The 15,425-nt window shown below is 63.4% G+C and carries 10 protein-coding genes; 7 read left to right on the top strand and 3 right to left on the bottom strand.

From position 1 onward, the window contains the following. Positions 1 to 4 precede the first annotated feature (4 nt). Entirely contained in the window at positions 5 to 2,776 is a 2,772-nt protein-coding gene (locus IAE77_RS12900; protein ID WP_294227090.1) for a PSD1 and planctomycete cytochrome C domain-containing protein, read from the bottom strand. 68 nt (positions 2,777 to 2,844) lie between these two features. Between IAE77_RS12900 and IAE77_RS12895 the strand changes: the two genes are divergently transcribed. The 6 genes from IAE77_RS12895 to IAE77_RS12870 all read left to right on the top strand — a co-directional run bounded on the left by IAE77_RS12895 (position 2,845) and on the right by IAE77_RS12870 (position 13,372). Continuing rightward, the gene (locus tag IAE77_RS12895; protein WP_294227088.1) at positions 2,845 to 3,981 is read left to right on the top strand and encodes a M20 family metallopeptidase; all 1,137 of its coding nucleotides are present in this window, start codon (positions 2,845 to 2,847) and stop codon (positions 3,979 to 3,981) included. Between the two features lie 147 nt (positions 3,982 to 4,128). Beyond that, positions 4,129 to 6,648 (top strand): FHA domain-containing protein, encoded by a 2,520-nt coding sequence (locus tag IAE77_RS12890; RefSeq protein WP_294227086.1) that lies wholly within the window; start codon positions 4,129 to 4,131, stop codon positions 6,646 to 6,648. Positions 6,649 to 6,757: 109 nt separating this feature from the next. Beyond that, positions 6,758 to 8,470, top strand: a complete 1,713-nt coding sequence (locus IAE77_RS12885) for an FHA domain-containing protein (protein ID WP_294227084.1) — start codon at positions 6,758 to 6,760, stop codon at positions 8,468 to 8,470. Between the two features lie 75 nt (positions 8,471 to 8,545). Further along, complete coding sequence (locus tag IAE77_RS12880; protein WP_294227083.1) at positions 8,546 to 10,213, top strand: AarF/UbiB family protein; 1,668 nt, start codon at positions 8,546 to 8,548, stop codon at positions 10,211 to 10,213. Between the two features lie 81 nt (positions 10,214 to 10,294). After that, complete coding sequence (xylB, locus tag IAE77_RS12875) at positions 10,295 to 11,791, top strand: xylulokinase (RefSeq protein ID WP_294227082.1); 1,497 nt, start codon at positions 10,295 to 10,297, stop codon at positions 11,789 to 11,791. A 138-nt stretch (positions 11,792 to 11,929) separates the two neighbouring features. Further along, positions 11,930 to 13,372, top strand: a complete 1,443-nt coding sequence (locus IAE77_RS12870) for a hypothetical protein (protein ID WP_294227080.1) — start codon at positions 11,930 to 11,932, stop codon at positions 13,370 to 13,372. 203 nt (positions 13,373 to 13,575) lie between these two features. Here the strand turns inward: IAE77_RS12870 and IAE77_RS12865 are convergent, their stop codons facing one another. Both IAE77_RS12865 and IAE77_RS12860 read right to left on the bottom strand, forming a co-directional pair. Then, positions 13,576 to 14,196 carry a collagen-like protein gene (locus tag IAE77_RS12865; RefSeq protein WP_294227078.1) on the bottom strand — a complete coding sequence of 207 codons (621 nt, stop codon included), beginning with the start codon at positions 14,194 to 14,196 and terminating at the stop codon, positions 13,576 to 13,578. A gap of 78 nt (positions 14,197 to 14,274) precedes the next feature. After that, positions 14,275 to 15,030, bottom strand: a complete 756-nt coding sequence (locus tag IAE77_RS12860; protein WP_294227077.1) for a hypothetical protein — start codon at positions 15,028 to 15,030, stop codon at positions 14,275 to 14,277. Between IAE77_RS12860 and IAE77_RS12855 the strand changes: the two genes are divergently transcribed. Beyond that, on the top strand, positions 15,029 to 15,425 hold a 397-nt coding region (locus IAE77_RS12855), incomplete at its 3' end, for a hypothetical protein (RefSeq protein ID WP_294227075.1). The genes IAE77_RS12860 and IAE77_RS12855 overlap by 2 nt on opposite strands.

Below are 15,425 nucleotides of genomic sequence, written 5' to 3'. Positions count from 1 at the left end.
AACTTCACCGCAGGTAGATGAACTCGTTGCTCATCATGAGCGCCTGGCACAGCAGCGCCCAGGATGCTTGATCCCGTTGTTCGGAGTCCTGCTGGCTGGAATTCAGCGCCGCATTCGTGGCTTTGAGGAAATCCACGGCGCGGCGCACATCCTCGTCGGTCGCCTCACGAGCGCAGGCGAGGCGGTAGGCGGCACGCAGCCGTGCCTCGGTGTCCGGGGAGGTGTTTTGCAGACGGCTGGCGAAAGAACGTGCCGCGTCGGTGGCGAGATCGCTGTTCATCATCAGCAGGGCCTGGGGCGAGACGACGGAGCTGTTGCGCAGGCCCGTGCTTGTGGCCGGATCGGGATAATCGAACTGCTGAAAGAGGTCGTAGAGGTTGTTGCGGATGATCGGCAGATAAAGCGCCCGCCTTGGGCTGCCATAGGTTGTGAAATCCTTTGAGGTGTGGTTGAAGACGAACTCACGATTGCGGCGAGGGATCGTCTTTCCGCCGATGCTGCGGTCCAGTTTGCCCGCGACGTGCAGAAGGGCGTCACGCACTTCCTCCGCCTCCAGACGGCGCACAGGGAAGTGATGCAGCAGCAGGTTCTCCGGATCGGCCTCTGCTGCCGCGGCATCCACAGCGGAACTTTGCTGATACACGCGCGAGCTCATGATCAGCCGGTGCATGTCCTTGAAGCTCCAGCCGTTCGTCGTGAACCAGCGTGCCAGCCAGTCGAGCAACTCGGGATGAGTTGGTTTCTGGCCAAGCAGGCCGAAGTTATCGGTCGTCGGCACGATGCCATGGTTGAAATGCCAGGACCAGATGCGGTTCGCGATCACTCGAGAGGTGAGCGGGTGATCCGCGCTGCCCAGCCAGCGGGCGAGCTCCAGGCGGCCGCTTTGATGCGTAGGAAACTTGGGCTGCGACTTCAGCGAGGCCTGCATCACCTGGATGACCCCACGCTTCACGGGCTTGCCCAGCGAGAGGTGATTGCCCCGGATGTGGACCGGCAGCTCGTTGACCACTTTTGCGGCTTCCGCGACCGCCAGCGTGGTCGGGAGGTCGGGGAGATTGCTCTCCGTGGTCATCATGGTGTCCTTGAGTGCGGTGACCTTCTCTGCGACCTCCTTGGAATAAAGAACGATCGGCTCTGGTGGCAGCGCCAGGAAGCCGGCGGCCTTGTCCAGTTCGGCGCGGGCTTGGTGCAGCAGCGAGTCCGTGGGAGTGTCTTTCGGCCCCACCTTGATCTTCGCCGCCGCATTGAAGATGGCCTTGTAGTAAGGGCGCAGGCCCTGGGCGCTGCCTTTGGCCTTCAGCGCATCCTGCCAGGGCTTGAAGAACTGGTTCGTTTCATTCGCCGCCAGATACACGCGGCAGTTCAGCAGGATGTGCGCCCGCAGGCCATGCTTCTCCGCCACCGGCCGCGCCTGGCTCAGAGTCGCCGCCGCAGGCAGTTCGCATGCGGCCATGAGGTAATCGACCGCACGCTCACGGGCTTCCTCCCTCAACGCCTTGTTGGCCTCCGCCTCGGCTTTGGAAACGGCACTTCTCTGCTCCTTCAGCACTCGCTCGGACGATTTCACGGCCGCGAAGTCCTCGAAGCTGCCCATGGGGGCCTCATACGCCGTGCTCAGGGCACCGATGCGGTCCAGGCTGAAGCTCTGCGTGCTTTTGAAGATCGCGGCCAGCGCGTAGTAGTCCGTCTGCGGGATGGGATCGAACTTGTGATCATGGCAGCGCACGCAGCCCAGCGTCATTCCCATGAAGGCGCGGCCCATGACGTCGATCTGCTCGTCGATCACATCCATGGCGAGCTTCTCCTTGTCCGGTTCGGCGAGGACTTTGGCACCGAGATTGAGGAAGGCGGTCGCCGTCACGCGTTCTTGGCGTGTCGGCACGTCCTTGGACTCCAGCAGATCACCTGCGAGCTGTTCGGTCAGGAACTGGTCGAAGGGCTTGTCCGCGTTGAACGACCGCACGACGTAGTCGCGATAACGCCAGGCCGTTCCCAGCGCGATGTTTTCATCGAGGCCGTTCGAGTCTGAGTAGCGGGCCACATCCAGCCAGTGCCGGCCCCACTTTTCGCCGTAATGCGGCGAGCGCAGCAGCCGGTCCACCACCTTCGCGAAGGCGTCCGGCGAAGTGTCAGCCAGGAACGCGTCGATTTCCTCCGGTGTGGGAGGCAGGCCGGTCAGATCAAACGTCGCCCGGCGGATCAGCGTGCGTTTGTCTGCCTGAGGCGCGAGTTTGAGGCCCTTGGCGGCGAGTTTTTCACCGACAAACGAATCAATCGGGTTGGCGGCCTTCGCTGCGGGCACCTTCGGCGTTTGAATCGGGCGGAAAGCCCAGTGCTGGCTGCCTGCGGCGATGTCGATCACGCGTGGCGCATGCTGTTTGGTGGACGCCACGGCCTCCCGCGGATCGGGAGCGCCCATCTTCACCCATTCCTCCAGCGCCTTCACCTCGGCGGCCGGCATCGCTCCTTTGGGCGGCATCTGCAGGTCTTGATTGTGATAGCGGACGGACTCGATGATGCGGCTCTTGTCCGGATCGCCGGCGATGACCGAAGGCCCGCTGTCGCCGCCTTTGAGCATGCCGTCGCGTGAGTCCAGCTCCAGCCCGCCCTTGCTCTTGCCAGCTTCGACGGAGTGGCATTCATAACAACGGTTGATCAGGATCGGCCGGATGGTCTTTTCGAAGAAGGCGATCTTGGCGTCGTCAGCGGCTGCGGCGGAACCCGCGATGCCGGTCTGCAACGCGATCACGAGGGCGATGGGTTTTGAGGCCTTCATGGGACGCAAAAAATACGCTCCGTCGCGGGCCTTCTTGCCGTCTGCGGAGCACCCGCTACGCTGGCGGCATGTCTTCCGTGCTCCAGACCCTGGCCGATCTCGTCCGCATCAACAGCATCAACAGCTCCTACGAGGGCGGGCCCGGTGAAAAGGACTGCGCGGCGTATGTGCGGCGCTTTTTCGAGCAACGCGGCATCGAAGTGTGGGAGCAGGAGGTGTTTCCCGGCCGCAACAACGTCATCGCCCGCGTTCCCGGCCGCGATCCGGCACGCCGCATGGTCTTCGAGGCCCACATGGACACCGTTTCGATCAAAGGCATGACGATTGATCCCTTCGATCCCGTGATTCGCGACGGGAAGCTGCATGGACGCGGTTCCGTCGATGACAAGGCCGGCCTGGCCGCGATGATGCATGCCGTGGCGGACATCCACGCCAGCGGCGAGCTGCCGCCGTGCGAGCTCTGGCTCGCCGCCGTGGTCGATGAGGAGTATTCCTTCCGTGGCGTGGTCAAACTGTGCGAAGGACTGGATGCCGTCGCCGCCGTGGTCGCAGAACCGACGGAATTCCGCTGCGTGATCGCCAGCAAAGGCGTCCTGCGCTGGCGCATTCGCACCAAAGGCAAAGCGGCGCACAGCTCGAAGCCGCATCTCGGCATCAACGCCATCACCGCGATGGCCCGCGTCGTCCTCGCCATTCAGGAAGACCACGAACGGGTGCAATCGGCGGGTCATCCGCTGCTCGGGCCGGCGACTTGCAACGTCGGCGTCATCCACGGCGGCGTGCAGGTCAATTTCGTGCCCGACGAGGCCGTGATCGAGATCGACCGCCGTCTGCTTCCTGGCGAGGAGGTTGAGCCCGTTCTCGCGCAATACCAAGTCTTGCTCGATGACCTCATGCGCCGTCATCCCGAAGTCGTGGCAGAGATGGAAAAGCCGATGCTGCAGGACTGGTCGTTCCAGACCGATGAAAACACGCCGCTCGTTCATCTCGCCCGCGAGGTGCTGCACGGCATGAGCCGCGAGGACGGCGTGTGCGGCGTTCCGTTTGGCAGCGATGCCAGCAAATTCTCCCGCCTTGGCATTCCCACCATCCTGTTTGGCCCCGGCAGCATTGACCAGGCGCACGCCGCCGTGGAATTCGTCGAATGCGCGGAGGTCGAGGCCGCGCTGGCGTTCTACACGCAGATCGCCCGCCGGTTCATCTGAGGCTGTCTGGAGTCGTTGCGACATCAGGGAATGCTTCATCGCATTGCGGCGGCATTTTGGATGCTCCTCCAAAAATAATTGGTTGTTTGCTTCCACCACGGGTTTCGGGTTTGGTACCGCCCTCCCGCAGCCAGGAAACGCGCAATCATGGCAAAGCTCACTTTTGTTCTCGAAGATGGACAGCAGATCGTGGTCGCCCTGGCGGAGCGGATCACCTTGGGACGTGCGGATGACAACGACATCGTGGTCGATGACGAACGCATCTCCAAACGGCATGCCGAGCTGGTGCGCAACGCGGACGGCAGCGTGCAGGTGTTTGATTCGGACTCCACCGCCGGAACGTTTCTCAACGGGGAACGCGTGCGCAGCGGCACCGCGTTGAATGGCGCCAGGCTGTCCTTCGGCCCGCTGGAGGCCGTGCTTGATCTCGAAGACCACGGCCTGAATGGCGGCACGGTCAGCCAGTTCGATGGCGCACAGCCGAACAACAGCAGGATCGGCCCGCGCAAAAAGGGCAAAGGCACGCGCCGCAACGGCAGCGCCACCGACCGGGCCACCACGCTCCCGCCGGATGAGTTGCTGGCACGGCAGCAGGCCCGTCTGCGTGACGAATCGGTGCGTCTGGAGGAGGAGAAAGCCCGCTTGCAGAGCGAGGAGGAGGCCCGGCAACGCATGACGGCCCGGCGTGAGGAACTGGCCCGGCTGGAATCGGACAAAGCCCGGCTGCTGACCGAGATCGCTGCCGCGCGGGAGGAATTCACCGCCTGGCAGGTGGCTGCGGAGAAGGAACGGCACGCGCTCAGCACACGCGTGGAGGCCCTGCGTTCGGCGGAGGAGCGGCTCGTTCCCGTCAATGCATCCGTGGCGCAGGCGGAGGCCGCTCACGGCGGCTGGTTGAAGGCGATCCAGGACCTTTCCGTCCAGCACGATGAGAAAACCGCCTCGCTGCAGCTCGTCACATCGCAGATCGGGCAGAAGGCTTTGGAGTTGCAGCAGCTCGGGCAGGATGAAGGTGTCTTGAGGCAGGAGATCGACAGCCTGGCGGCGCATCGCGACCAGCAACTCGCCCATGTGCAGCAGTTGCGTGATGAATGCGCGACTGACGAGGCGGTGCTCGCGGATCTGCGGCAGAAACTGGCCGACTTGGAGCAGCGCTGCCAGGAGAAGGTGGAACTCGCCGAGGCGCGGGAGGACCAGGTGAAGACGGCGGAACGAAAGCTGGAGGGCTTTGCGCAGCGCCGCACGCAACTGGAGGCGCACATCAAGGAACTCAGCGGAACGGAGGAACGGCTCGAACAGGCGCTGGCGCGGCTGCATGAGGCGGAGTCGCGGCACACGGAGCTGGCCGCGGCCATCACCACGCTCACCCAGGAGCATCAGCGGGCCGAAACGACCGCCAGGGACGCGGCGGCACGGGTGGACGCCTTGCAAAAGCACCACGAGCAGCTCACCACCGCCACCGAGGAGGCACGCGGCATGCATCAGACCGTGGAGGCGTCGTTGCAGCGCTCGCGGGACCAGCTTGCCGCTTGTGAGACGAACCTGGCCGCCGAATCCAAACGCCTGCAGCAGGCCGAGACACGCCGCAAGGAGCTGGAGCAGCGCTGTGAGGAGCTGTCTGCCGCCGAGCAGAAATTGAAGGAGGTCACGCAGCAACTGGCCGCCCTGGAAAAACAGCATGCGGAGGACGAGAAGCGTTTCATCGAGCACCGTTCGGCCCTGCGCGAGCTGGAAGGGGACGAGGCGGCCGCTGAAGGCCGTCTTGAAGTCCTTCGGGCGCGGGAAAAGGATCTGCGAGGGGAATTGGCGCGACTGGCGACGACCGAACGTGCCGCACGGGCACGCTTTGAAGAGGTGCGCCAGCTTGCCGACGAGGCGCAGAAGACCCACAGCGCGGAGATGCAGCAGATCACCACGCGTCTGGAGGAAGGACGGCGCGATCTGGCGGAGCTGATCTCACGGCTGACACCGCTGCGCGAGTGGAAGGACGCCATGGACCAGCTCTACGCGCGTCTCGCGGCGCTGCCGCAGGATTCGCCGGAGGCACGCATGCTGTGGCATGAGATTGAGAAGGAAAAAGCCGGGCTGTCAGACCTCATCAATGCCGCCCGCAGCCAGGCACGCGCCGTTGGAGCCGAAGTGCCGCCGCCGGCCGCCGCCGTTCCTCCCATCGCATCCCCAACGGACACCGGAAAACCGCGCCCGGGGACCGGCAGCGTGCTGCTGCCCGGCAAGGCGCAGGAGACGACCCTGCGCTCACGCCTGAACCATCTGCGTGAAAACGTGCAGCGTGAGGAGACACGGCTGGAGCAGCTCCGCCTCGAACGCACCCGCCAGGAGTCGCACGGTCGGGCCAATCCTGCCGCTGAGGCGATGATGCGGGAGCATCTCCGCGTCCTGGAACTCAAGATCCGTCAGGACGAGGAGCGCCATCACGCCCTGACACGCACCCTGGAGATCTCCCAGGCGGAGGAGGACAAACGGCGTGAGCGGCTGGCGGAACTCGAACGCAAGCTGGTCGAGATCCGCGCCGACATCACCGAGGCGGAGCGTCATCGCAGCGAGTTGCGCCAGCAGGCCGACCTGGTGCACACCGAGTTGAAGAATCACGAGGCCGTGCTGGATCGTGTCCTGAAAAAATCAGCGGAGTTCAGCAGTCAGACGTAACGGCCTCATGGCATGCGGCTTGCGTCGCTGATTTTGTCGTCCCGTGCCAAATGCCAGATTGATTCCGCGCCCGCCATCGCCTTCTGTAAAAATCAAAACCACTCTCCACATGGCAAAAATCACGTTTGTTCTCGAAGACGGTCAGGAAGTGGTGGTTCCACTCACGGAACGCGTCACCATCGGGCGTGCCGAGGACAATGACGTGATGGTGGATGATGAACGCATCTCCATGCAGCATGCCGAATTGCTGCAAAATGCCGATGGCAGCATCCAGGTCTTCGATTTGAAGTCCGAGTCAGGCACCTTCGTGAACGGCGAGCGCCAGATGAGCTGCACGCTGCTGCATGGGGACAAGCTGGCGTTTGGGCCGCTCGTCGGCCGCCTCGACCTGGAGGACATGGAGCCTGCCAAGCCTAAACAGCCGGAGGCCCCGCCAACGGAAGCTCCGCCGGTGAAAACGGCTGAACCACCCTCCACGGCGGACGACGTTGCGAAGCTCGAGCTGCGAAAGGCGCAATTGAAGGCGGAGATCGAGACGGCGGAGAAGCAATTGCGCGACTGGGAAGTCCGGGCGGAGAAGGAACGTGCGCTGTATCTCTCGCGCATCGAATCCCTCCAGGCGGACGAAAAGCGGCTGGGGCCCGTCAAGGACGCGGTGAAGCAGGCTGAGAATGCGCACCGCGAGTGGCTGGCGGCCGTTGAAACGCTTTCCACACGACACGCGGAGCTGTCCGCTGCGGTTCAGACCCTCACGGAGCAGCATGACACCCGCCAGAACGCCCTCCGGCAGGTGAAGGACGCCGAAGCCACCGCGGAACAGGAGTTCGCGGCTGTCAGCGCCCGCATCAAACAAGTGCGTGATGAATGCGAGCAGGATGAATCCGTGCTCAACACGCTGCGGGAGCAGATCATCGAGAACGAGAACCGCCTGGAGGAAAATCGCCGGCTGGACGCGGCCCGCGAGGAGCAGGTGAAGGTCACTGAGAAGAAGATCGAGCAGCTCGAAGGCCTCGCGAAGGAACTCTCACTCGTCGAATCCCGCGTGGAGGAGCTCAGCGGCAGCGAGAAGAAGCTGCTGGAAGCCCAGTTGCGCCACCAGGAGACAGAAAACCGGCATTCCGCCCTTTCCCAGGCTTGTGATGAGCTGGAGACGAAACGCGGCCAGATCGAGGCCCGGGTTCTTGAACTCGAGTCCCGGCATGCGCAGCTGACTCGTGATCAGCACCAGGTGGAAACGGCGCTGAAAGACGTGCGTGCCGCATCTGCCGCCGAAACCGGCCGCCTGGAGGAAACCAAGGCGGCAGTGGAACGCGAACGGCAGACGCTGGCAGGTTTGACGGCCGAGCTGACGACCGCGCAGCAGCAGCTTGCTGAGACGCAGCAGCAGCATGCCGACGCCAGATTGCGCCTGTCTGCGATCGAGCAGCGGCTGCGCGAGGCGGAGAGCACGGTCGCCAGCACCACGTCTCAAATCGCCGAGGCGAGGCGTCGTGCGGAGAAGCATGAAGAAGATGCACGGGAGGCGCAGGCGCTCGCATCTGAAAATCAGGCGCTGGCGGCCAAAGTCGGCGCCGCGCGTGAGGAACTGGCTGAGTTGGAGCGCCAGGCAGCCGGTTTGCGTGAGCAGCAGTCGTCCTTGTCCCAAAACATCGCCCAGGCAGCCGCGGAAGCCGCTGCTGCCGGCACCGCGTATGGCGCTCCGCTCATCACGCAGGTGGAGTCGATCCGGCTGGCCCGGGTGCGCATGAAATCAGAGAGCGTCCGCGCGGCGGATGAGGTGGGCAAGCCGGGCACGCCGCGTGTGAAGGTGAAGAAGGCCTGACGCGGCGCTCACCTTCCGGCGCGTGCCGAGTTACGCGTTGTCAGGCCGTCGTTTCCGCAGAAAGTCGGTGCCATCATGAAGATCGACGCCCTCGCCCGTCTGGAACGCCATGCCAAACGCATCGCGGAGATCGCGGCGGTGCTGGGCAAGTATGGACTGGCCGATCTTTTCGGCGGCTTTCAATACACCTGGCTGCAGGATCGCTTCAAAAGCGCGGACGGGCATTCCCTGACGGGCGATGTGACCACCGCGGCACGGGTGCGCATGGCGCTGACCGAACTCGGCACCACCTTCATCAAGTTGGGGCAGATGCTCAGCACCCGCTCCGACCTCCTGGGCCCGGATCTGACCGAAGAGCTGTCACAACTGCAATGCAGCATCCCGCCCGACAGCGCCGAAACCGCCCGTGCGACCATCGAAAAGGAACTGGGGCAGCCGCTCGATGAGCTGTTCGCCGAGTTCGATGACATTCCGCTGGCCGCCGCCTCCATCGCCCAGGTGCACGCGGCAGTTTTGCCTTCCGGGCAGAGTGTCGTGGTCAAAGTGCGCCGCGCCGGTGTTGCCGAACAGGCGGCGACCGATCTGGAGATCGTGCAGGCGCTGGCGGAACTGCTGGAGAAGCATTCGCCCGCACTGCGCTCCTACCAGCCGGTGGCCATCGTGCGCCAGTTCCGCCGCACCTTGCTGCGCGAGCTCGATTTCACCTACGAGCGCCGGAATCTGGAGGAGTTCGGCCGCAACTTCATCGATGACCCGAACGTGTGCATCCCGGAGGTGTTCGGCGAGTTCTGCTCCCACCAGGTCGTGACGATGGAGCGCCTCGAAGGCATCCGCGGCACCGACATTGAGGCCCTCCAGCAGTGCGGGGAGGATCTGGGCGAGTTTGCCAAACGTGGGGCGAACATGTACCTCGAAATGGTCTTCCGTGACGGCTTCTACCACGCGGATCCGCATCCGGGAAACCTCATCCTGCTGCCGGGAAATGTCGTCGGCGTGATTGATTGCGGCATGGTGGGCCGCATTGATGAAGACCTGCGTGACGAGGTGGAGGCGCTCATCGTCGGCATCGTGGAAAATGACTCCGCCGTCGTGTCCGAGCAGGTGCTGAGCCTCGGTGCGGTGCCCTCCACCTGCTCTCGTGACAAGCTGCGCACAGACCTGCAGGAGTTCATGGCGGATTACACCGGCCATCCGCTCACCGACATCCACGTCGGCGCGGCGCTTTCGAATCTCGTCGAGATCATCCGTCGTCATCACATCGTGCTGCCGCCTGCGCTGGCGATGCTGTTGAAGACGATCATCGTTCTGGAGGGCACCTCGCGTCGATTCAGCCCGGACGTGAGCCTCACGGAGCTGATGCAGCCGTATTGTTCGCGTCTTCTGCTGCGGCGTTTCTCGCCCGGCCGCATCGCCCGGCGCACCCGCCGCACCTATCGCGCCTGGGACCGCTTGTTGAAGGCGCTGCCGCGTGATCTGGCCGAATTGCTCTCCCGTTTTCGTGATGGCACCCTCACGGTGCATCTGGATCACCGTCATCTCGATCCGATCATCAACCGCCTCGTGCTCGGCGTGCTCACCGCGGCGATTTTTCTCGGTTCCAGCGAGCTGTGGAGCCGGGATGCAAAGCCGCTGCTGTATGGCGTGTCCGTGTTCGGAGCGCTGGGCTACGGCGTGTCGCTGTTTCTCGGCTGGCGGCTGCTGCGGGCCATCCGCAAGTCAGGAAACATCCAGTCGAAGGATTGAGCGGCTGACTTGAAACTTTGAACTTGGAACTTGAAACCAACTGGCCGAAAACCTCCCGACTCACCTCCCAGCCACTCCATTATGTATTTCCTCGGCATCGACAGCGGCACGCAGAGCAGCAAGGCCATCGTCCTCGACCTCGACACAGGCAAAATCCTCGCCTCCGGCCATTCGACCTATGATTTGATCGAAGGTCTGCCTCCCGGCCATCTCGAACAAGATCCGCAGACCTGGATCGACGCCGTGGACACCTGTGTGCAGCAGTGCCTGCAACAGCTCGGCGCTGAGAAATCGAAGATCGCCGGCATCGGCGTCAGCGGCCAGCAGCACGGCCTCGTGGCGCTCGGTGCGGATGACAAGCCGGTGCGTGCCGCCAAGCTGTGGTGCGACACGTCCACGCAGGCGCAGTGCGCGGAGATCGCGCATCATTTCGGCGGCCAGCCGGGTGTGATCGCCCTCGCTGGCAATGCGATGCTGCCGGGCTACACCATCCCGAAGCTGCTGTGGCTGAAGCAGAACGAGCCGGACAACTTTGCGAAGACGAAGTCCATCCTGCTGCCGCACGACTACATCAACTTCTGGCTCACCGGTGTGAAGCGCATGGAATACGGCGACGCCTCCGGCATGGGCATCCTCAATGTGACCACGCGCCAGTGGGCCTGTGAGATCTGCGACTTCATCGACCCGCGGGTGCGTGAGATGCTGCCGCCGCTGGGCTCGTCCAGATCGATGCACGGCACGATCCGGAAGGAGCTGGCCATGAAATGGGGCCTGAACTACGACGTGGTCGTCAGCGCCGGTGGCGGCGACAACATGATGGGCGCGATCGGCACCGGAAACATCAAGCCGGGCGTCGTCACGGCCAGCTTCGGCACCAGCGGCACGCTGTATGGCGTCGCGGACTCGCCGGTGGTCGATGGGCAGGGCGAGGTGGCCGCGTTTTGCGACAGCACGGACCAGTGGCTGCCGCTGGTCTGCACCATGAACGTCACCGTCGTCACCGAGCAGGTGCGCGAGATGTTCCGCTGGGACTTGAAACAGCTCGAAGCCGCCGTGAAGACCGCGCAACCCGGCGCGGACGGCGTGATGTTCCTGCCCTACCTCAATGGTGAGCGCACGCCGAACCTGCCGAACGGCAGCGGTGTCATCCACGGCCTGCGTCCGACGAACATGACGCCTGCCAACATGGCCCGTGCGGCCGTGGAAGGCGCCACGCTCGGCCTGGCCTATGGTTTGAAGCGTTTCCGCGATCTCGGCATGAACCCCACCGAAATCCGCCTGACCGGCGGCGGCAGCAAGAGCAGCGTTTGGCGTCAGATCGCCGCCGATTGCTTCAACGCCGAAGTGGTCACGCTGAACACGAGCGAAGGGGCCGCTCTCGGCGGTGCCATCCAGGCCGCTTATGTGCATGGCAATCAAACCGGCAAGGTCAGCTACGAGCAGCTTTGCTCCCAGCTCGTCACCCTCGACGAATCCACCCGCTGCCGCCCGGATGCCCGACGCGCCGGGCTCTACGCCGCCCAGCTTGAAAAGCAGATGGAACTGACCGGACGCCTGAATCAAACCGGCTGGCTGTGATCCTCTGCGCAAACTCATGAAACTCGATCTTGGAGTTCGCTTCAATGCCGGAAACCGGTGCTGTTCCGCCGCGCTGTGTTCATGAGCGGGTCGCTACGGTATGTCTTTTGGAAACTGGCAATCCCAGCATTGCTGCTCTTGATCTTGTACGGCCGCGTGGACCGCATGCAGGTCTGGTTGCTTTTGGGGGTTGGCATTGGCTGGCGCTGGGTCAAGCTATGGCATGAACACTGCCAGGTGGAGATGAAGGACGAGGACTGGGAGGCATTGACGCAGGCGCTGGAGCGTGAACAGGCTCTTCACCAAGGGGCAACTGATGAGGATGAAGATCTGGCGCCAAATCCCGTGTCTGCGAAGCAGCAGGTGGCAGCGCTGCAGCTCCTTTACCGGCCGCCGAGGCCAGGCCCTGTTTTGATGATCGAAGGTCTGGCGCTGCCAGCATTTCTGCTGGGTTTGCCGGTGCTGCTCTTGATGGCTGAATCCGATTTCTTCACGTTCCGGCGGAGTTTTGGCTGGGGGGACTTGCTGGTGATCCTGGGTTGTGCGGCTCTGTTTTACCTGCCGCACCTGCCTGTCGTCCGCCGGGAAACGTCGATGCTGACCAAGGCTTGGTGGCTTGCTCCTTTGTTCTTGGTTCCGGCGGCCATGGCCGTGATGGTGAAGGAAAAGCATCCCTATTGGAATGTCTTTCATCCCGAGCACCGCCGTCTGGCGGCCGAAAAGGTGCTTTCACTGAAGGATTGGATCATGGCCGCAGACCACGCCGGGTGGGTGTTTGCGTATGCGGAAGAGCTGGCGGAGAAAGGCCGCATCCCGTCGGCCAGGGAGTTTTGCGAGAAGGGGCTGAGAATGGAGCCTGGCTCGGCTCGCGGGAATGGTTTGATGGCGCGGTTGGGTGGCTCGCAGATTTCGGAGGACACGGCTCCAGATGCGTTTGCACCTTACGTTCCCGAAGGGACTTTGATTCCCCGGGCAAGGCGTTGTCGTGTGGAAACGGCTCACGACACAGGCCCTGTGTTCACTTTGATGCTGCTTCCCGTGGGGGAGGTGCCGGATGAGGACCTCGACTTCGTGGCGGAGGTGATGCGACGAGAGACCGGCATTCCAACGTGTGTCTATGAGAAACATCTGCCTTTGCCCGAGGCCACGCGGTCACCGGGGTTGCTGGCTGAAAAGCAGTGGGAGATCGGCAGCCTTCTGAAGTCGGTGCTGCCCGAAGTGGATGGCCGGCGGATGAGGGGGCCTTTGAAAATCCTGGTGATCACGAGTGGTGACCTTTACATCCAGACGGCGAATTTCGTGTTTGCGGCGAGCTATGCGTGGGGCGGGGTGGTTTCCCGAGCGCGTTTCTCGCTGGAAGGCCAGCCCTGGCTCACCCGTCATCGGCTGGCGAAACAGTGTTACAGCATGCTCATCAAGAGCTTTGAAATCATGCCATCAACTGACCCGCGTTGCGTCACGAGCTATCCGAACGGCCTCCCGGCTTTTGATGCGAAGGGCAACCGACCGCTGCCGGAGGTGCGCCGTCAGTTCCTTGAGAAAGTGGCCGTCTTGAACCGAAGGACATCTCCGCCGCAGTGAAGCCTGACGATCCATTCGTCGGCACGAGGGCCGGGTGCTGAAAGGTCCCGTGATTGAACACCTGCATGGCGTCAGGTTGGGCAAATGCCGGGCTGCCCCTTGCCGGACCTCTCGTCAGGTGGAGTGTCAGTTCTCACCGCATCCGTGCCGCCCGTGGTTTCCGCCTCGATTCCTTGGAATCTGCCGAAATTCCCGTTCAACCGCTACGGCCGCCGCAGCGCCAGGATGAGTTCGTTAAGTTTGTCGAGCACCGCCTGGACCTCCCCTTGCGAAGGCGGATCGCTGAGGCTCAGGCTCAGCGTGTCCACGCCGTTGCTGTTCGCGCTCGATCCCGCCGTCACCAGCGCGATCTCATTCGACAGATCCGCCGCCGTGACTTCGCCGGGCGGGCCGGGATCGCCTTGCGGACCGGGAAAGCCGGTGGGCAGGTCAAAGGTGAAGCGCACATGGCTGCCGTCGAAGTTGACGCCAACCGCCGCTGGATCACCGGCGGGCAAGGTGTTCACCACATCCACCACCGCATCGGCAAAGGGCGGTCCGGGAGGTCCGTCGCTGCCGTCACTGCCCGCAGGGCCTTGCGGACCTTCCGCACCATCGGCCCCGGGCGGACCTTCGGGAATGTCAAAGGTGAAGCGCAGCTCGTTGCCCACGACACTCACCGTCGCATTCGCAGAGGTTCCGGTCGGCACCGTGTTCACCGCCTCCACCTGCGCAGCCGTGATCACCGCCAGGGCATCGATGAGGTCTTTCAGGCCGTTGAACTGCGAGCGCAGCACCTCGGCTTTCACCTGGGCATTGTTGGGGGGAACGGCGGGATCAAACATGGTTCGCGATGGGGTTCAGGGTTTCAGCGTCAAAAAAAAGGAGCGGACCGTTGCGGGTCCGCTCCTTCCTCAGTCGGCTCAGGGCACGATCTTGGTGGCTGGATCGCTCCAGGCACCCATGCCGTTGGAGCCGATGGCCCGCACGCGCACCCACACGCGCTGCCCGCTGGTCAAACCGGTGAGCGTGGTGCTGGAGGTGGTGATCTGCGCCATCGTGGTCCACGGGCCATCCACCGGATGCACCGAGGTGAGCTGCACCTCGTAAGTCTTCGCCAGTGCCTCCGGGTCAAAGGTCAGGTCCAGCGTGCCCTCATGGTCGCCCGCCGTCAGAGTCAGGTTGAAGATCTGTCCCGGAGGCGTGGTGGATGGAGTGCTGGCGGAGGCCAGCGGGTAACCGGTGGCAGCCAGCATGGTGGTGTCCCCCTTCGCCTCGCTCTCCACGGCGGAGATGACTGAGACATGCTCCTTGCGCAGGTCGTCGGCGGCATCGTCGCGGGCCGATTTCAGCGCCACCAGCGCGGCTTTGGCCGCCTCATAGGTGTCATTCGCGGTTTTGGCCGCGTCTCGCTTCGTGGTCAGGGAGGTCACTTTGGCCGCCATGTTGGGGATGGGCGGCGTGGCCGGCGCGGTTGGTGCCAGCTTCGGGATGACGAGGTCGGCCAGCGCGATGAGCTGCGCTGGGTTCTTACGGCTGAGTCCTGCACTGATGGATGACATGTGTTTGCTCCTTCGAGGTGTTGGGTTGGTGATGTCCGGGACGCCATCCGCATAGAAGAAGCCTGCATCGTAGAAGACCAGCGGGTCGTCATAGTGCGGGTTGTGTGCATCAGCCATGCAAAAAGAGCGTTCCAGCAGGGGCGTTGTAGGTATTCGCCATGTGAATGACAAGCCAATTTTTAGTACTTCGGACCCGCTACAACACGCTGCCTTGCTATTTTTATTCAGCCTCAATGACTTACGCCGGATTTATCCGGTGAAAAAAAATCAAGGAATGCCTTATGACCCCGCCGTGACAGCGCGGCGGTTCGATCCGCTGCCGCACTCAGCCAACGCAGGCCAGACGGGCCACCCTCGCCCGCTAAACGCTCGCTATGCGACCCCGCACAAGCTCCATGCGACCCCGCACAAGCTCCATGCGGCCCCGCACAAGCGCCATGGGACCCCGCACAAGCTCCATGCGACCCCGCACAAGCTTCATGCGGCCCCGCACAAGCTCCATGCGACCCCGC

This window comes from Prosthecobacter sp., assembly GCF_014879935.1.
Taxonomy (GTDB): Bacteria; Verrucomicrobiota; Verrucomicrobiia; order Verrucomicrobiales; family Verrucomicrobiaceae; genus Prosthecobacter.
This window is presented reverse-complemented; position numbering and strand designations above follow the sequence as displayed.